The organism is Janthinobacterium sp. GW822-FHT07H11 (assembly GCF_058798615.1).
On sequence record NZ_CM179507.1, the window covers coordinates 3,689,918 to 3,706,560 of the forward strand.

The 16,643-nt window shown below is 62.7% G+C and carries 15 protein-coding genes; 12 read left to right on the plus strand and 3 right to left on the minus strand.

Annotated features, from left to right (window positions below):
• Positions 1-11 precede the first annotated feature (11 nt).
• On the minus strand, positions 12-2,099 hold the full coding sequence (locus AC3RCJ_RS16280; protein ID WP_492958060.1) for a 3-hydroxyacyl-CoA dehydrogenase NAD-binding domain-containing protein: 2,088 nt from the start codon (positions 2,097-2,099) through the stop codon (positions 12-14).
• A 561-nt stretch (positions 2,100-2,660) separates the two neighbouring features.
• Between AC3RCJ_RS16280 and AC3RCJ_RS16285 the strand changes: the two genes are divergently transcribed.
• From AC3RCJ_RS16285 to AC3RCJ_RS16300, 4 genes are read left to right on the plus strand one after another with little or no spacing between them, the layout of a single operon-like run.
• Positions 2,661-4,724 carry a methyl-accepting chemotaxis protein gene (locus AC3RCJ_RS16285; protein ID WP_492958062.1) on the plus strand — a complete coding sequence of 688 codons (2,064 nt, stop codon included), beginning with the start codon at positions 2,661-2,663 and terminating at the stop codon, positions 4,722-4,724.
• Positions 4,725-4,727: 3 nt separating this feature from the next.
• A complete protein-coding gene (locus tag AC3RCJ_RS16290) occupies positions 4,728-5,552 on the plus strand; it encodes a CheR family methyltransferase (protein ID WP_492958064.1) in 825 nt (274 codons plus the stop codon).
• The gene (locus tag AC3RCJ_RS16295; protein WP_492958066.1) at positions 5,549-6,103 is read left to right on the plus strand and encodes a chemotaxis protein CheD; all 555 of its coding nucleotides are present in this window, start codon (positions 5,549-5,551) and stop codon (positions 6,101-6,103) included. Before AC3RCJ_RS16290 ends, AC3RCJ_RS16295 begins: the two co-directional genes overlap by 4 nt.
• Entirely contained in the window at positions 6,090-7,607 is a 1,518-nt protein-coding gene (locus tag AC3RCJ_RS16300) for a chemotaxis protein CheW (RefSeq protein WP_492958068.1), read from the plus strand. The genes AC3RCJ_RS16295 and AC3RCJ_RS16300 overlap by 14 nt, the downstream gene beginning before the upstream one ends.
• Positions 7,608-7,613: 6 nt before the next feature.
• Here the strand turns inward: AC3RCJ_RS16300 and AC3RCJ_RS16305 are convergent, their stop codons facing one another.
• Positions 7,614-9,266 (minus strand): 3-(methylthio)propionyl-CoA ligase, encoded by a 1,653-nt coding sequence (locus tag AC3RCJ_RS16305; RefSeq protein WP_492958070.1) that lies wholly within the window; start codon positions 9,264-9,266, stop codon positions 7,614-7,616.
• 245 nt (positions 9,267-9,511) lie between these two features.
• Between AC3RCJ_RS16305 and AC3RCJ_RS16310 the strand changes: the two genes are divergently transcribed.
• The 7 genes from AC3RCJ_RS16310 to AC3RCJ_RS16340 all read left to right on the plus strand — a co-directional run bounded on the left by AC3RCJ_RS16310 (position 9,512) and on the right by AC3RCJ_RS16340 (position 15,189).
• Positions 9,512-11,008 (plus strand): protein adenylyltransferase SelO, encoded by a 1,497-nt coding sequence (locus tag AC3RCJ_RS16310; RefSeq protein ID WP_492958285.1) that lies wholly within the window; start codon positions 9,512-9,514, stop codon positions 11,006-11,008.
• 9 nt (positions 11,009-11,017) lie between these two features.
• The gene (gene msrB, locus AC3RCJ_RS16315) at positions 11,018-11,419 is read left to right on the plus strand and encodes a peptide-methionine (R)-S-oxide reductase MsrB (protein WP_034756083.1); all 402 of its coding nucleotides are present in this window, start codon (positions 11,018-11,020) and stop codon (positions 11,417-11,419) included.
• Between the two features lie 85 nt (positions 11,420-11,504).
• Positions 11,505-12,134: a septation protein A gene (locus AC3RCJ_RS16320; protein WP_492958072.1), complete on the plus strand. Its 630-nt coding sequence runs from the start codon at positions 11,505-11,507 to the stop codon at positions 12,132-12,134.
• Positions 12,131-12,421, plus strand: coding sequence for a BolA family protein (locus tag AC3RCJ_RS16325; protein ID WP_492958074.1), 291 nt, complete (start codon positions 12,131-12,133; stop codon positions 12,419-12,421). Before AC3RCJ_RS16320 ends, AC3RCJ_RS16325 begins: the two co-directional genes overlap by 4 nt.
• A gap of 123 nt (positions 12,422-12,544) precedes the next feature.
• Positions 12,545-13,324, plus strand: coding sequence for a peptidylprolyl isomerase (locus AC3RCJ_RS16330; protein ID WP_492958076.1), 780 nt, complete (start codon positions 12,545-12,547; stop codon positions 13,322-13,324).
• A gap of 102 nt (positions 13,325-13,426) precedes the next feature.
• Positions 13,427-14,203 carry a peptidylprolyl isomerase gene (locus AC3RCJ_RS16335; RefSeq protein WP_492958078.1) on the plus strand — a complete coding sequence of 259 codons (777 nt, stop codon included), beginning with the start codon at positions 13,427-13,429 and terminating at the stop codon, positions 14,201-14,203.
• A 305-nt stretch (positions 14,204-14,508) separates the two neighbouring features.
• A complete protein-coding gene (locus AC3RCJ_RS16340) occupies positions 14,509-15,189 on the plus strand; it encodes a DNA alkylation repair protein (RefSeq protein ID WP_492958080.1) in 681 nt (226 codons plus the stop codon).
• On the opposite strand, the gene AC3RCJ_RS16345 is transcribed toward AC3RCJ_RS16340, so the two are convergent.
• Positions 15,152-15,826 (minus strand): TetR/AcrR family transcriptional regulator, encoded by a 675-nt coding sequence (locus AC3RCJ_RS16345; RefSeq protein WP_492958082.1) that lies wholly within the window; start codon positions 15,824-15,826, stop codon positions 15,152-15,154. The genes AC3RCJ_RS16340 and AC3RCJ_RS16345 overlap by 38 nt on opposite strands.
• A gap of 107 nt (positions 15,827-15,933) precedes the next feature.
• Between AC3RCJ_RS16345 and AC3RCJ_RS16350 the strand changes: the two genes are divergently transcribed.
• The gene (locus tag AC3RCJ_RS16350; protein WP_492958084.1) at positions 15,934-16,638 is read left to right on the plus strand and encodes a DAPG hydrolase family protein; all 705 of its coding nucleotides are present in this window, start codon (positions 15,934-15,936) and stop codon (positions 16,636-16,638) included.
• The last annotated feature ends 5 nt before the right edge of the window (positions 16,639-16,643 follow it).

Here is a 16,643-nt window from a genome sequence, read left to right on the forward strand (position 1 = left end):
TTGGCGTCCGTTTAGCTATTAAAACCCTTGCCCTCGCCCGCCAGTTTCACCAGCAGGGGCGCCGGCGTCCACGCTTCGCCATGGCGGCCTTTCGCATAGCCATGGATGGTATCGAGCACGTTCGGCAAGCCGACCGTGTCCGCGTAGAACATGGGGCCGCCGCGGAACAGGGGAAAGCCGTAGCCCGTCAGATACACCATGTCGATGTCCGAGGCGCGCAGGGCGATGCCCTCTTCCAGGATGCGCGCGCCTTCGTTGACGAGCGCATACACGAGGCGTTCGACGATTTCCTGGTCGCTGATCTTGCGCCGCGCCACGCCGATATCGGCCGAATGCTGGACTATCATGGCATTGACCTGTTCCGAGGCATACGCCTTGCGGTCGCCCGGCTTGTAGTCATACCAGCCGGCACCCGTCTTCTGGCCGAAGCGCCCCAGTTCGCACAGCAGGTCGGCCGTCTTCGAATACGTGACGTCCGGCTTTTCCACGTAGCGGCGCTTGCGGATGGCCCAGCCGATGTCGTTGCCGGCCAGGTCGCCCATGCGGAACGGGCCCATGGCGAAGCCGAATTTCTCGACCGCCTTGTCGACCTGCTCCGGCAGGCAGCCTTCTTCCAGCAGGAAGCCGGCCTGGCGGCTGTATTGCTCGATCATGCGGTTGCCGATGAAGCCGTCGCACACGCCCGAGACGACGCCCGTCTTCTTCAGTTTTTTCGACAGAGCCAGCGCCGTGGCCAGCACGTCCTTGCCAGTCTTCGCGCCACGCACGATTTCCAGCAGCTTCATCACATTTGCCGGGCTGAAGAAATGCGTGCCGACCACGTCTTGCGGACGCTCGGTGAAGGCGGCGATCTTGTCCAGGTCCAGGGTGGACGTGTTCGAGGCGAGGATGGCGCCCGGCTTCATGACGGCGTCGAGCTGCTTGAACACGCTTTCCTTGACGCCCAGTTCCTCGAACACGGCTTCGATGACGATGTCCGCCTGCGCGATGTCGGCATACGCCAGCGTGCCGCTGACCAGAGCGATGCGCTGCTCGGCCTTGTCCTGCGTCAACTTGCCCTTCTTGACCGTGTTCTCGTAATTCTTGCGGATGGTGGCCAGGCCCTTGTCCAGCGCTTCCTGTTTGGTTTCCAGCAGCATCACGGGAATGCCCGCATTGGCGAAGTTCATGGCGATGCCGCCGCCCATGGTGCCGGCGCCCACGATGGCCGCGCTGGAGATCGTGCGCACGGGCGTGTCGGCCGGCACGTCGGGCACCTTGCTGGCGACCCTTTCGGCAAAGAAGGCGTGGCGCAAGGCTTTCGATACGGGCGACTGCACCAGCTGCATGAACAGCTCGCGCTCGTATTTCAAGCCATCGTCGAATGTCATCGTCACGGCGGCCGCCACGGCATCGACGCATTTGAGCGGCGCGGGAAACGGGCCGGACATGGCCTTGACGGTATTGCGCGAAAACTGCAGGAACGCTTCGTGGTTCGGGTAATCGACCTTGCGCTCGCGCACTTTCGGCAGCGGACGCACGTCGGCCACCTTGGTGGCGAAGGCCACGGCGGCTGGCAGCAAATCGGCGCCCGGGGCGATGACTTCGTCGAACAGGGCCGTGCCGGCCAGTTTCTCGGACGCCACGGGCGTGCCCGAGACGATCATGTTGAGGGCCATTTCCAGGCCCAGCACGCGCGGCAGGCGCTGCGTGCCGCCCGCGCCCGGCAAGATGCCGAGCTTGACTTCCGGCAAGGCCATCTGCGCGCCCGGCGCGGCCACGCGGTAGTTGCAACCGAGCGCCAGCTCCAGGCCGCCGCCCATGCACACGCTGTGGATGGCCGCCACCACCGGCTTGCTCGACTGTTCGACGACGTTGATCAGGGTGTGCAGGGTCGGTTCCGTGAGCGCCTTGGGCGAATTGAATTCCTTGATGTCGGCGCCGCCCGAAAAGGCCTTGCCGGCGCCCGTGATGACGATGGCTTTGACGGCCTCGTCGGCCAGCGCCTGGCGGATGCCGGCCACGGCGGCCGTGCGCGTCGCCAGGCCCAGCCCATTCACGGGCGGGTTACTCAGGGTAATGACGGCGACGGCGCCATGGACTTGATATTCAGCACTCATGTCTCTTCCTTATTGGTTTTGCTCAACGTATGAGGTGGTTGCAAGGGATGAAGCTTTACTATACCGCATAAAAGAACGCTCGTATTATTTTTGTCGTTCCCACAGCGCGGTTTGCATGGTATGCCATGGTACAACATCGCTCGGGCAAAGAATCTGCCGCGCCCGAGGGGGCCGCCGGCAGCTATCATTTGGATATTCATTCAAATAATAAAAGAGCAATGTTTAAAACAGCGTTTTATTATGCGAAGAATTGCTCTGATATATGCCATGGCAGGTCGATAACGACACTTTTTGCATTATTTATTTCCGCCCCTTGTTTTTCGCCAGGCGCTGGGGAATAATAAAATTATTGATTCAAATCAATACCATGCAATTCATTTAATATAGACACGGCGCGACGGGAAGAACGCATGCCAGGCCACGCCACTACGCCGCGCGCATTCTCACCGATTCTCACCGTGGCAGGCGCCGGCGCGATGCCATTGCGCTTCACGCAGCAATATAAAGAACAGATCCGCATTATCGTCCCCATTCATTTCGTCTCACCCTGAAGGAAATATTATGGACGCAGCCAGCCATGTCAGCCCATCGCAGGATCTGGACTTACTAGCGATAAATACTGCACTCAACCGTGCCCAGGCCGTGATCGAGTTCGAACTCGATGGCACCATCCTGCATGCGAACGACAATTTCCTGCGCATGCTCGGCTATGGCCTGGCCGAAGTGCAAGGCCGGCACCATGCCATGTTTTGCGACGCCGGCTACGCCAAGACACCCGCGTACCGGCAATTCTGGGCCGGGCTGGCGCGTGGCGAAAGCGACCAGGGTGAATACAAGCGCCTCTCCAAGGAGGGCAAGGAAGTATGGATCAATGCCTCGTACAACCCCATCTTCGACGCCGACGGCAAACCGTATAAGGTCATCAAGTTTGCCACCGACATCACGGCCAGCAAGCGCCGCAATGCCGACTACGAAGGCAGGATGGATGCCATCAGCAAGGCGCAGGCCGTGATCGAGTTCGGCCTGGACGGCACCATCCTGGGCGCCAACGACAACTTCCTCAAGTGCGTCGGCTACACGCTGGAAGAAATCGAAGGCCGGCATCACCGCATCTTTTGCGCCGCCGACTATGCGCAGAGCGAACAATACGCGCAGTTCTGGAAAAAGCTGGGCCGGGGGGAGTTCGACGCCGGCGAGTACAAGCGCGTGGCCAGGGATGGACGTGAAATCTGGCTCAGCGCCTCGTACAACCCCATCTTCGATACCGAGGGACGGCCGTTCAAGGTGGTCAAGTTTGCCAGCGACATCACGGCCCTGAAGATGCGCAATGCCGAATACGAAGGCAAGGTCAGCGCCATCGGCAAGGCGCAGGCGGTGATCGAGTTCGACATGCAGGGCAAGGTGCTGGACGCGAACGACAATTTCCTGGCCGTCATGGGCTATGAACTGGCCGATATCCAGGGCGAGCATCACCGCATGTTTTGCGAAGCCGAGTACGCCGGCAGTTCCGACTACAAGAAATTCTGGCAAAAACTCAACCGCGGCGAATTCGACAGCGGGCGCTACAAGCGCATCGGCAACGATGGCAAGGTGGTGTGGATACAGGCGACCTACAATCCCATCCTCGACCTGAACGGCAAGCCGTATAAAGTGGTCAAGTTCGCCATCGACATCAGCGAACAGGTGAACCTGGAAAACAGCATCCAGGCCAGGGCCGCCAGCGACAACCGCAAGGTCGACGCCCTGCTCGCCTCGGTGGCGCGCGCCGCGCAGGGTGACCTGACCGGCAATATCGTGCCCGAAGGCGGGGAACCGATCGACCTGCTGGCCGGCGGCATCAGCAAGATGATCGTCGACCTGCGCGGCGTGATCGGCAACGTGGTCTCGGCAGCGAACGGCTTTGCCGACGCCTCGCATGCCATCGCCGAGCGGGCCACGGGCGTGGCCGTGGGCACGCAGGCGCTGGGCGCGACGGTGGAAGAAATGAACGCCTCCATCGACGGCCTGACCTTTTCCATCAATTCCATCGCGGAAAACACCTCGAGCGCCGATGCCCTGGCGAAAGCCACGCAGCAGGAAGCGGAAGCGGGCGCGCGCGCCGTCGCCAAGTCCATCGAGGCGATGGACCTGATCAACCGCTCGTCGGAAGACATCGGCGAAATCGTCAAGGTCATCAGCGAAATCGCCAACCAGACGAATATGCTGGCGTTTAATGCCGCCATCGAGGCGGCGCGCGCGGGCGAGCACGGCCTGGGCTTTTCCGTCGTCGCCGACGAGGTACGCAAGCTGGCCGAGCGCTCCTCGCAGGCGACAAAAGAGATTTCCAAGCTGATCAACGAATCCGTCAAGCGCGTCTCGACCGGCAGCGAGATTTCGCGCCAGGCCAGCGACGCCTTCGACAAGATCGTCTCGGGCGTGGCGAAGACCACCTTGGCCATCTCGGACATCTCGAAGGCGGCCAACGAGCAGCTGCTGACGGCGCGCGAAGTATCGACGGCGATCCAGTACATCGCCGAGGAAACGGAGAAATCGGCCGCCAACTGCGACAGCATCGCCCGCTCCACGGATGGACTGAACGAGCGCGCGGGCAGCCTGAACCGCACGGTCTCCGGCTTCGTGGTGTAAGCGATGCGCCACGCGGCCACCTTGACGCCCGAGGTGCTGACGCGCCTGATCGCGCTGGTGCGCGAGCATACGGGCATTGCCATGACATCGCGCAAGAGCGACTTGCTGGAGCGGCGCCTGCAGCCGCGGCTGCAGGCGCTGTCCCTGCCCAGCTACCAGGCTTACCTGGAGCGCGTCGCCAGCGACCGCGACGAGGTCGCGCATTTCATCGACCTGGTGACCACCAACGACACCCTGTTCTTCCGCACGCCGCATATCTGGGATCACTTGCGCGAGCACTACCTGCCCGCGTGGGCGCGCGCCCATCCGGGCGCCTGCCTGGAAGTCTGGTCGGCGGCGGCCGCCAGCGGCGAGGAACTGTATTCGATCGCCATGCTGTGCGAGCAATTCAGGCTGCAGGCGCCCGCGTTCCGCTACCAGATCCTGGCCAGCGACATTTCGCGGCAGATCCTGGGCGCGGCCAGGGCCGGCCAGTACAGCGGGCGCTCCGTGGAACGCCTGCGCCTGTCGCACCCGGACTTGCTGCGCAAATATTTCACGCCCTCGCCCTATGGCGTCCAGGTCAGCGAGGAACTGCGGCGGCACGTGAGCTTTGCGCAGCACAACCTGCTCGAGGCGCTGCGCCCGGCGCGGCGCTTCGACCTGGTCTTCCTGCGCAATGTGCTGATTTATTTCGACGCGGAGCACCAGGAAACCGTGCTGCGGCAGGCACGCCTGAGCCTGAAGGACGAGGGGCGGCTGATCCTGGGCGAATCGGAAACCATCGCCCGCCTGGGCACCGGCTATCAATTCGAGTTTCCCATGATTTACAAGGCGGGTAGCGCATGAGCCTTCTCCTCGAGCCTGGCCTGCCGCCGCATCATGTTGGCATGGGGCAACTCAGCGTGGGCACGCCGGGGCAACAGCTGCAAGCGCTGCTCGGCTCCTGCATCGGCATCGGCTTCCTCTGGAAAAATGGTCCCTGCTGCGGCCTGGCCCACTGTCTGCTGCCGGAAGCGCCCGGCGCCGGGCATGCCCTTGGCGCGCCGAATGCACACGCCTTCAATGCACGCTATGTGAGCCAGGCCGTGCCTTTGCTGCTGCGCCTGATGGGCGCGCGCGTGGCCGACTACCCCGATATCGACGTGGTGCTGGCCGGCGGCGCCAGCATGTTCGGCCCCGCCCATGTCCATGGCCGCCTGCAGGTGGGACGGCAAAACGCGCAGGCGGCGCAAAAATACCTCGATCAATGCGGCTTGCGCGTGCATTTTTGCGCGCTGGGCGGACGCCACGGGCGCCAGTTGCTGATCGATTGCGCGCGCCGCAGCTACGCCGTCACCGATGTGGTGACGCATGCCGGATGGATGACACACAAGGAAAGCGCCCATGGACAAGCATGAAGCACGCGAGGGCGACGGCGCCACGGAACTGTTCGGCTCCTTCTTTCTCGGCGACGATGAATTCGCCCTGCCCGCCAGCTGCATCCGCGAGGTCGTCAATTATCCCGCCAAGGTGACCGCCCTGCCCCTGTCGCCGCCCTATCTGGAAGGCATGTTCACCTTGCGCGGCAGCGTCATTCCGGTGGTCAACCTGGGCCGCCTGTTCCGCGCCGGGGCGCCGGGCGCCGTGGCCACGGACAAGGTCGCCATCCTCGACTTCCAGCAGGTGCTGGTCGGCATCGTCTTCCAGGATACGGGCGAAATCCTGCGCGTGCCCGCCAGCGCCCGCAGCGCGCTGCAGTATGCGGCCGGCGACGCCCACGCCGTCATTGCCGGCACGATTTTACTGGGCGGCGGCGCGCGCCTGCTGCAAATCCTCGACCCGCACGCCCTGCTGCGCATCGAAAACGTGCCCCACGTGCTGGCCCTGCAGGCGGCGGGCGCCAAGCTGAGCACGGCGCGCTACCATGCGCAAAGCGAACGCCGCCAGTGCGTGAGCTTTCACGCGGCCGGCGCCACGTTTGCCTTTGAAATGTGCGCGATCCAGGAAATCATCAAGGTGCCCGAGCTGCACAGCTCGCTGCTGAACAGTGCATTGTGCCTCGGGCGCATGCATTTTCGCGGCAGCCAGGTGGCCGTCGTCGACTTCGGCGCCCTGCTGCAGGCGGCCGCATCCGGCGAGGCGGCCAGGGAAGCCACGCCGGACCAGCGCGTCATCGTCTTGCGCCTGGACGAGGCGACAGTGGGCTTCCTCGTCGATTCCGTCGACAGCATCGTGCATTTTTTTGCCGATGACGTGCTGCCGATTCCCCTGCTGAGCAAGGCGCGCGCCGCCATGTTCGCCGGCTGCATCACGAAAGAAGGCCTGGGCGACATCATCCTCCTCGACCACAAGGGCATGCTGTCGCAGGCGGAGATCGTCGAGATGCGCGACGGCCACAAGCGCCTGTATCCAGACGACACGGACACGGCCAGCGCCGCCACGCGCAAGGCGCAGCGCCGCGTCTACATCACGTTTACGGTGGAAACGCCGTTCGCCGTGGAAATCGGGCAGGTGCGCGAAATCATCGATTTCAGCGGCGCCATCACGACGCCGCCGGGCATGCCGGCCTGCATGCGCGGCATGCTCAACCTTCGCCAGCAAATGATCAGCATCATCGACCTGCGCCAGCTGTATGCGATGCCGGCCCTGCCGGACGCCAGCGCGGGCAAGATCTTGATCGTGGAACGGGGCGCCGAGCGCTTTGGCTTCCTCGTCGACCATGTCGACAACATCATGACCGTCTCCGACAGCCAGCGCTTTGCGGCGCCGCAAATCATCCGCACGGGCACGCACGACGACCTGCGCGGCGACATGGATGAAATGCTCGACATCGGCACGGACGCGCAGCGCCAGACCCTGTGCGTCTTCCAGTGCGAGCACCTGCTGGAAAAACTGGGGGCGGCGCTGCCGCAGGCGGCCTAGGATTGCTTACATGCCCGGCAACTGGTGGCCCTTGAACTGCTCGCGCAGCTTGTTCTTCTGTATCTTGCCCGTGGCGCCCATGGGCAAGGCGTCGATGAACAGCACGTCGTCGGGCGTCCACCACTTGGCGATCTTGCCGTCGAAAAACTGCAATAACGCTTCGCGCGTGACCGTCATGCCGGGACGCAACACCACCACGAGCACGGGGCGCTCATCCCATTTCGGGTGGAATACGCCGATGCAGGCCGCCTGCAGCACGGCCGGGTGCGCCATGGCCAGGTTTTCCAGGTCGATCGTGCCTATCCACTCGCCGCCCGACTTGATCACGTCCTTGCTGCGGTCCGTGATCTGCATATAGCCGTCCGCATCGATGGTGGCCACGTCGCCGGTGGGGAACCAGCCGTCCTGCAGCACCTCGCCGCCCTCGTTCTTGTAGTACGAGGAAATGATCCACGGTCCTTTGACCAGCAAATGGCCGTAGGCCACGCCATCCCACGGCAATTCCTTGCCGTCGTCGTCGACGATCTTCATGTCCACGCCGTAGATCGCATGGCCCTGCTTTTGCAGGATCTTGCGCTGCTCGTCCTTCGGCAAGGCCAGGTGCTTGGTCTGCAGGCCGCCCGCCGTGCCCAGCGGCGACATTTCCGTCATGCCCCAGGCGTGGATGACCTCGATGTCGAACTTGTCGATCAGGGTATCCATCATGGCCGGCGGGCACGCCGCGCCGCCGATCACGGTGCGGCGGAAGCTGGAAAATGTCAACTTGTTTTGCAAGGCATGATTGAGCAGGCCCAGCCAGACGGTGGGCACGCCGGCCGAGAACGTCACCTGCTCGGCCTCGAACAGCTCGTACAGGGACTTGCCGTCCAGCGCCGCGCCGGGAAACACCATGCGCGCGCCGGACAGGGGCACGGAATACGGCAAGCCCCAGGCATTCACGTGGAACATGGGCACGACGGGCAGCACCGTGTCCGAGGCGCGCACGTTCAGGGCGCTGGGCATGGCCGAGGCGTAGGCGTGCAGCACGGTCGAACGGTGCGAATACAGGGCGCCCTTGGGATTGCCCGTCGTGCCGGACGTATAGCACAGGGTGGCGGCCGAATTCTCGTCGAACAGGGGCCAGGTGTACTCGTCCGAATGCGTGGCGATCAAGTCTTCATAGCACAGCAGGTCGGGGATGCTGCTGCTGGCGGGCATGCGCTCGCGGTCGCACATCAGCACGAAGTGACGGACAAAGGTGCAGTCGGCGGCGATTTTCTCCACCACGGGCAAAAAGGTCAGGTCGAACAGCAGGACCTGGTCTTGCGCGTGATTGGAGATATAGGCGATCTGGTCGGGAAACAGGCGTGGATTGATGGTGTGCAGCACGGCACCCGAGCCGGACACGGCATAGTAGGCTTCCAGGTGGCGGTAGCCGTTCCAGGCCAGGGTGGCGACCCGCTCGCCCATGCCCACGCCAAGGCCATGCAGGGCGTTCGCCAGCCGGCGCGCGCGCTGGTGGCAATCGCGGTAGGTGTAGCGGTGCATATCGCCTTCCACGCGCCGCGAAATGATTTCGCTGCCGCCATAATGACGCGCTGCAAACTCGATAATGCTGGAAATCAACAGGGGTTGATTCATCATCTGGCCCATTACTGGACTCATGGGAAAAGCCGACATTGTGTCTCCTGGTGGGCGAGTAAATGCAAACACGCACGCGTCCATATCTACTCTTGAGTTTTAACTGACGGGAGCTAGTTTCGTACGGTCGTGCGGAAATGGTCAACGCATTTCGATATTGCACCGCAGCATGGAATTCTTGATTCCGTTTTCCGGTGCGCGCGCGCCAGGCCAGGCGGGGAAATCGGCGGACGGCGCACGCGGCGCCGGCCTGCGGTAAAATCGCCGTTCCAGGCCAGCGTCCGCTGCCGGCGCGCCTTTTATCGAATGGAACTGCCATCACCGCTCATACCTTACCACTGGACAATTCATTCGCGGCCTTGCCGCCCGCGTTCCACACGCGCTTGATGCCCACGCCCCTGCCCTCGCCCTATTTCGTCGCCGCCAGCGCGCCGGCAGCAGCCCTGATCGGCGTCGATCCCGCGCGCCTGGCCGAAGCCGACTATGTGGAGCTGCTGAGCGGCAATACGGTGGCGGAACGCTCGCAGCCGCTGTCGGCCGTGTATTCCGGCCACCAGTTCGGCGTCTGGGCCGGCCAGCTGGGCGATGGCCGCGCCATCCTGCTCGGCGATATCGCCACGGAACACGGCCCGATGGAGCTGCAGCTGAAAGGCGCGGGCGCCACGCCGTATTCGCGCATGGGTGACGGACGCGCCGTGCTGCGCTCGTCCATCCGCGAATTCCTGTGTTCGGAAGCCATGGCGGCGCTGGGCATCCCCACCTCGCGCGCGCTGGCCATCATGGGTTCGCAGCAAGGCATCCTGCGCGAAACGGTGGAAACGGCGGCCGTCGTGACGCGCATGGCGCCCACCTTTGTGCGCTTCGGCTCGTTCGAACACTGGTTTTACCGCAAGAAGCCGGACGAACTGAAAATCCTCGCCGACTACGTGATCGACGGCTTCTATCCCGCGCTGCGCGCGGCCGCCAATCCATACCAGGCCTTGCTGGCCGAAGTGTGCGTGCGCACGGCGCACATGATCGCGCAGTGGCAAGCCGTCGGCTTCATGCATGGCGTGATGAACACGGACAATATGTCCATCCTGGGCCTGACCCTCGATTACGGCCCCTTCGGCTTCATGGAAGCCTTCGATGCCGGGCACATCTGCAACCACACGGACCAGCAGGGCCGCTACTCGTACGAGAACCAGCCGCAGGTGGGCCACTGGAACTGCTATGCGCTGGGCCAGGCGCTGCTGCCGCTGATCGGCGAAGTGGAACTGGCGCAGGCCGCGCTGGACAGCTACCAGGGCGCGTTTGCCGACAAGATGAATGCCTTGCTGCGCGCCAAGCTGGGTTTGTGCACTGCACAAGAAGACGATACGCGTTTATTCGATGACATGTTTGCGCTAATGCAAGCCAATCACGTCGACTTCACGAACTTTTTCCGCGCCTTGTCTACACTGCAGGTGGCGGCACCCGAACATGACACGGTGCTGCGCGACATGTTCATCGACCGCCCCGCCTTCGATGCGTGGGCCGCCGCCTACCGCGCGCGCCTGCTGCTGGAGCACAGCGTCGATGCCGAACGGCAAGCGGCCATGAATGGCGTCAACCCGAAATACGTGCTGCGCAACTACCTGGCGCAAGTGGCCATCGAGCAAGCCCAGCAGCAAGATTACGCGGAAGTGGCGAAATTGCTGGAAATTTTGCAAAAGCCATTTGACGAACAGCCGGAACACCAGCACTATGCGGCCCTGCCGCCCGACTGGGCCAGCCACCTTGAAGTCAGTTGCTCATCCTGAGGTACTACCATGACCACGAATAAAGTCAAGAAAACCGATGCCGAATGGCGCGCCATGCTCGATTCCATGCAATACGAAGTGACGCGCCACGCGGCCACGGAACGCGCCTTCACGGGCAAGTTCTGGGACCACCATGAACACGGCGTCTACACCTGCGTCTGCTGCAACACGCCCCTGTTCGCGTCGGACACGAAATTCGACTCCGGCTGCGGCTGGCCCAGCTATTTCCAGGCGCTGGACCCGGCCAACGTGACGGAGATTGTCGACCGCAGCCATGGCATGGTGCGCACGGAAATCGTCTGCGCCGTCTGCGACGCCCACCTGGGCCACGTCTTCCCGGACGGCCCGCCGCCCACCGGTTTACGCTATTGCATCAATTCGGCCTCGCTGCGCTTCGATCCCCAGCCTTGATGCCCAGGGAATGGCGATGGAACAAGAATGTTGCTCCTAAGTCATTCCTAAGATGTTTACACCACGCTCATAGTAAAGTCTCGCCATGAAATTTCTATTCGACCTCTTCCCCCTGATCGCCTTCTTCGCCGCGTTCAAACTGGGCGGCATGTATGAAACGGCCACGCACGATTTCGTGCAGCACTATTTATCCGGCTTCGTGTCCGGCGGCCTGATCAAGGCCGACCAGGCGCCGTGGATACTCGCCACCCTGGTCGGCATCGTCGCCACCGCCTGCCAGGTCAGCTACCTGCTGCTGCGCGGACGCAAGGTGGACGGCATGCTGTGGCTGTCGCTGTTCATCTTTGTCGTGTTCGGCGGCGCCAGCATCTACCTGCATGACGATTTCTTCCTGAAATGGAAGCCGACCCTGATCTACTGGCTGTCCGGCCTGGCCCTCTTGATCGCCCACGTGGGTTTCAAGAAAAACCTGATCCGCAAGACCATGGAAGCGCAAGTGCAGTTGCCCGACGCCGTCTGGAACCAGCTGCTCGCTGCCTGGATCATTTTCTTCGGCGCCATCGGCGCGCTGAACCTGTTTGTCGCCTTCGTGCTGTACAAGGGCGACATGGCGGCCTGGGTCAGCTTCAAGGCGTTCGGCGCGACGGGCATTTTCTTTGCCTTCATCGTGGCGCAAACGCTGTTCCTGGCCAAACATATCAAGGAAGACGCATGAACACAGTGACGAACTCGCCGGAAACGCGCATGCAGCGCATCCGCTCCCGCCTGGAAACGGCACTTTCCCCCGTGGAATGCGTGCTGGAAGACGACTCGGCGCGCCACCGGGGCCACGCGGGCGCCGCCTCGGGCGGAGGCCATTACAATCTTCGCATTATTTCTAGCCAATTTGAGGGGCTCAGGCTCGTCATGCGCCATCGTCTGGTGTATGATTCCGTGCACGATATGATGCATAATGAGATACATGCATTGGCTATTGTTGCATTGGCGCCGTCCGAAGTATGAGAAGTGCGATACGGATGGCGTTTTTGGCGTGCCGGGAGGTTCCGGCACGGCGCATCAACAAACGCCGTGCACGCCATTTCTTCCATGCGTTTTTTACGAAACTTTCCCTAACAGGATTTAATAATGACTTTTAAGCCAGCCCGCTTGCTGATCGCACTACTCGCCGTTGTCGCGGTACCTGTTTTTGCGCAAAATGTTGCTGTTGTAAATGGCAAGCCTATCCCATCGTCGCGCGTTGATGCAGTCGTCAAGCAAGTCGTCGCCCAAGGCCAGCAACCGGATTCGCCGCAACTGCGCGAAATGATCAAGAAAGACTTGATCGGCCGCGAAGTGCTGATGCAAGAAGCGGAAAACAAGGGTTTCGGTAAAGATGCAGCCGTCAAGCAGCAAATCGAGAACGCCCGCCAGGCCATCGTCATCAACGCCCTGGTCGGCGACTACCTGAAAAAGAATCCCGTCACGGACGCTGAAATCAAAGCCGAATATGACCGCTTTGTCGCCCAGTCCGGCGACAAGGAATACCATGTGCGCCACATCCTGGCGGCGACCGAAGCCGAAGCGAAGGACATCATCGCCAAGCTGAAGGGCGGCGCCAAGTTCGAAGACCTGGCCAAGCAATCGAAAGATGCGGGCTCGGCCGACAATGGCGGCGACCTGGACTGGGCAGCCCCATCGTCGTTCCCGAAAGTGTTCTCGGACGCCTTCGTGAAACTGCAAAAAGGGCAAGTCACGGACACCCCGGTGCAAACGCCTAACGGTTTCCACGTGATCAAGCTGGACGACACCCGCGCGGCAAAACTGCCGACCCTGGAAGAAGTCAAGCCACAGATCGCTGAAGCGCTGCAGCAAAAGAAACTGCAGGCGTATCAGGAAGAAATGATCAAAAAAGCGAAAGTTCAATAAGAACTGACCACCCCGGCGCCCTTTTCGGCGCCGGTCGTGTATTCTGCGTTTGAATGCGCACTGCCCGCCAGGCGCGATCTTTGTATATTTATAGGAATGAACATGATTTTGAAGCCAGCCCGCCTGATCTTAGCCCTGGTCGCCGTCGTGGCGATCCCTGCGTTCGCACAAAACGTCGCCACCGTGAATGGCAAGGCCATCCCATCGTCGCGCGTCGACCAGGTTGTCAAGCAAGTCGTCGCCCAAGGCAAGCAAGCCGATTCGCCACAACTGCGCGAAGCCATCAAGAAAGACCTGATCGGCCGCGAAGTGCTGATCCAGGAAGCCGACAAACAAGGCTACGGCACCCGTCCTGAAGTCAAGGCGCAACTGGACAACGCCCGCCAAAGCATCATCATCAATGCCCTGCTGGCCGACTACGTCAAGAAAAACCCGGTCAAGGACGCTGAAATCAAGGCCGAGTACGACAAGTTCAAGGCCCAGGCAGGTGACAAGGAATACCATGCGCGCCACATCCTGGTGGCCACCGAAGCGGAAGCGAAAGACATCATCGCCAAGCTGAAAGGCGGCGCCAAGTTCGAAGAACTGGCGAAAGTATCGAAAGACGGCTCCGCTGCCAATGGCGGTGACCTGGACTGGGCCAGCCCGGCTTCCTACGTCAAGCCATTCTCCGACGCCATGGTCGCCCTGAAACCAGGCCAGGTCACGCAAACGCCCGTGCAATCGCAATTCGGCTTCCACGTGATCAAGCTGGAAGAAACCCGTCCGACGAAGCTGCCGGCGCTGGAAGAAGTCAAGGGCCAGGTGGCCGAGTCGCTGCAACAGAAGAAACTCGCCGCCTACCGCGATGAACTGATGAAGAAGGCCAAGATCCAATAAAAACGCCTGATATAAGCTACTGCGCGTCGCGCTTTGCGGCCTGCGATGCTCACCGTACCATCCGTACGGTTGCGCGTCTCGGCCACAAATCGCTGCCGCTCGCTACGCTTCTATCAGCCGTTTGGCTGGAATACCCGATCAAGCCTGCTGCGTTTCGTGACTTGCGGCCTGCGATGCTCACCGTACCATCCGTACGGTTGCGCGTCTCGGCCACAAATCGCTGCCGCTCGCTACGCTTCTATCAGTCGTTTGGCTAGCTGGACAAGAGCGCTCCCTGGAGCGCTTTTTTTACGCCTGGAGATGCCATGAATCTACATGCAGAATTGAAAGCCGCGCTGGAAGCGGCCGCCGAACCGGGCCGCGCAGAGCCCATGCAGGCGTATATGCGCGACCAGTTCGTCTTCCTGGGCGTGGCGGCGCCGCGGCGGCGGCTGGCCGCCAGGGGCTTGCTGGCGGGCTTGAAGGGCGTGGGGGCGGAGGCGCTGCTGGAACACGCGCAACGGCTGTGGCAGCAGCCCGAACGCGAATACCAGCACGTGGCGCTCGACATGCTGGACATGCACCGGCGCCAGCTGGGCATCGCTCACCTCCCCGCCCTGCTCGGCCTGGCGCGCCAGCGCGCGTGGTGGGACAGCGTGGACGGCATGGCCGGCATCGTCGGCGACGTGCTGCAGGCGGAACTGCGGCGCGGCGGCGACGGCCATGCGCACATGGAGGGCGCCTTGCGCCATGCGGATTTCTGGCTGCGCCGCATCGCCATGCTGCACCAGCTGGGCTGGCGCGGCGATACGGATGCACGCTGGCTGTTCGACGCGGCCCTGGCGCTGGCCCACGAAGACGAGTTTTTCATCCGCAAGGCCATCGGCTGGGCCCTGCGCGATTACGCGCGCCACGCGCCCGAGGCCGTGGCGGCGTTTGCCGGCGCCCAGCGCCTGCGGCTGTCGCCGCTCAGCTACCGCGAGGCGCTGAAGCACCAGCCGCCTTGAACGCCTGGCCGGCCAGCAATCGCAGCGCGGCGTCGATGCGCGGCGCCGCATCCCAGGCCGGCACGGGCGCCAGCTGCCCCAGCGCCATCTGCCGCAGCGGCTCGGCGATCACCATGGCCAGCAGCAAGCCGGCCAGCTCAGACGGATTATCGAGCGTCACATGGCCGCGCGCGGCCTGCCGGGCCAGCCAGTCGGCCAGCAGGGCCGTGCCCCGCTCGATGCCGTTGCGCTGGTACACGGCCAGCAGCTCGGCACGGGCGGGAAACTCCGTGCACAGCAGGCGGAACAGGCCCACGGCATCGGCTGTCAGCACGCGCGCCGCCATCGCCTGCAAGATCTCTTTTAGTAGGGGCAAGACCTCGGCCTGTGCGGCCGCATCGTGCGCCATGGCCGGCAAGAAGGCATCCGTCCAGCCGCGCACCACCAGCGCCACCAGTTCCTCGCGGTTGGCCGCGTACTGATACAGCGACTTCTTCGCCATGCCCGCGTGGCGCGCCACCGCTTCCATGGTCGTGGCCGCATAGCCTTCGTGCAGCAGCAGCCAGGTGGCCGCCTGCACGGCCGCCTCGCGCGCCTCCCCGGGTGGACGGGCCGGCCGGCCCCGCCCCCGCAACGGTGCCTGTTCTGTTTCCTGCATGCCTGCTCCTGCCTTGATCGATGGCCAATTCTACACTGAAAAATATTTAGGAAACGTAGTTCGTTTCTTTAATATATAATGGCCTCACCCAAACAAAGGAGAACGACATGACTGACACGCGCCACCATGAACATCCCTGGACCATCGCCCGCACGGGCGACTTGCTCGACCCGTTTCCGCTGCACCTGGAAACGGGCGTCACGCGCCTACCCGACGGCTGCCTGCTGGTGGCGGCGCGCACGGAACTGCACGGCTGCAGCGGGCGCATGCTGGACTGGTGGTTCACTTTCTTCGAGACGACGCAGCACATCAAGTGGTGGCATCCGCACGACCACGTGGCGCATCACGGCTGGGACAGCCGCTGGAAAAAAGGAGAGAATTACTACGGCGCCTCGATCGAAGCGGTGGAATCGCTGGGCGACATTCCGCCCGTGAAAGCCAAGCTGAAATTCCATGATCCGATGGAAGTCTTCGATCCGGCGCAACTGCAGCAGGCAAAGGCCAGCGGCGCCCTGTCGGCCGCCATCTGCGCGCGCATCGGCTTTGGCGACCACGTGGAACTCGATGGGCAAGGCGACCCGCTCGATGGCGAGATGCTGCACCTGACGCGCGACACGCCGACAGGCTGCGTGCTGCGCAGCCGCTTCTTGCTAGGTCGCAACAGCCTGGACCCCGTGCGCGACGTGCCCGACGTGCTGGGCCTGAACTTGCTGCGCCATTGCTACAGCGAATTTACCTATCTGTCGCGCTTTTTGCCCTCGCTCTACTACGGCGAGCACGGCAACGGCGAACAGGCCCCGCTGCCCTGGTAAGCGGC

What these genes read in the sequence shown, in the direction of transcription:
- AC3RCJ_RS16305 (WP_492958070.1), bottom strand. Translation starts at nt 9,266, where the DNA reads ATGTCGGCTTTTCCCATGAGTCCAGTAATGGGCCAGATGATGAATCAA.
- AC3RCJ_RS16345 (WP_492958082.1), bottom strand. Translation starts at nt 15,826, where the DNA reads ATGCAGGAAACAGAACAGGCACCGTTGCGGGGGCGGGGCCGGCCGGCC.
- AC3RCJ_RS16350 (WP_492958084.1), top strand. Translation starts at nt 15,934, where the DNA reads ATGACTGACACGCGCCACCATGAACATCCCTGGACCATCGCCCGCACG.
- AC3RCJ_RS16320 (WP_492958072.1), top strand. Translation starts at nt 11,505, where the DNA reads ATGAAATTTCTATTCGACCTCTTCCCCCTGATCGCCTTCTTCGCCGCG.
- AC3RCJ_RS16280 (WP_492958060.1), bottom strand. Translation starts at nt 2,099, where the DNA reads ATGAGTGCTGAATATCAAGTCCATGGCGCCGTCGCCGTCATTACCCTG.
- AC3RCJ_RS16285 (WP_492958062.1), top strand. Translation starts at nt 2,661, where the DNA reads ATGGACGCAGCCAGCCATGTCAGCCCATCGCAGGATCTGGACTTACTA.
- AC3RCJ_RS16330 (WP_492958076.1), top strand. Translation starts at nt 12,545, where the DNA reads ATGACTTTTAAGCCAGCCCGCTTGCTGATCGCACTACTCGCCGTTGTC.
- msrB (WP_034756083.1), top strand. Translation starts at nt 11,018, where the DNA reads ATGACCACGAATAAAGTCAAGAAAACCGATGCCGAATGGCGCGCCATG.
- AC3RCJ_RS16290 (WP_492958064.1), top strand. Translation starts at nt 4,728, where the DNA reads ATGCGCCACGCGGCCACCTTGACGCCCGAGGTGCTGACGCGCCTGATC.
- AC3RCJ_RS16340 (WP_492958080.1), top strand. Translation starts at nt 14,509, where the DNA reads ATGAATCTACATGCAGAATTGAAAGCCGCGCTGGAAGCGGCCGCCGAA.
- AC3RCJ_RS16325 (WP_492958074.1), top strand. Translation starts at nt 12,131, where the DNA reads ATGAACACAGTGACGAACTCGCCGGAAACGCGCATGCAGCGCATCCGC.
- AC3RCJ_RS16295 (WP_492958066.1), top strand. Translation starts at nt 5,549, where the DNA reads ATGAGCCTTCTCCTCGAGCCTGGCCTGCCGCCGCATCATGTTGGCATG.
- AC3RCJ_RS16300 (WP_492958068.1), top strand. Translation starts at nt 6,090, where the DNA reads ATGGACAAGCATGAAGCACGCGAGGGCGACGGCGCCACGGAACTGTTC.
- AC3RCJ_RS16335 (WP_492958078.1), top strand. Translation starts at nt 13,427, where the DNA reads ATGATTTTGAAGCCAGCCCGCCTGATCTTAGCCCTGGTCGCCGTCGTG.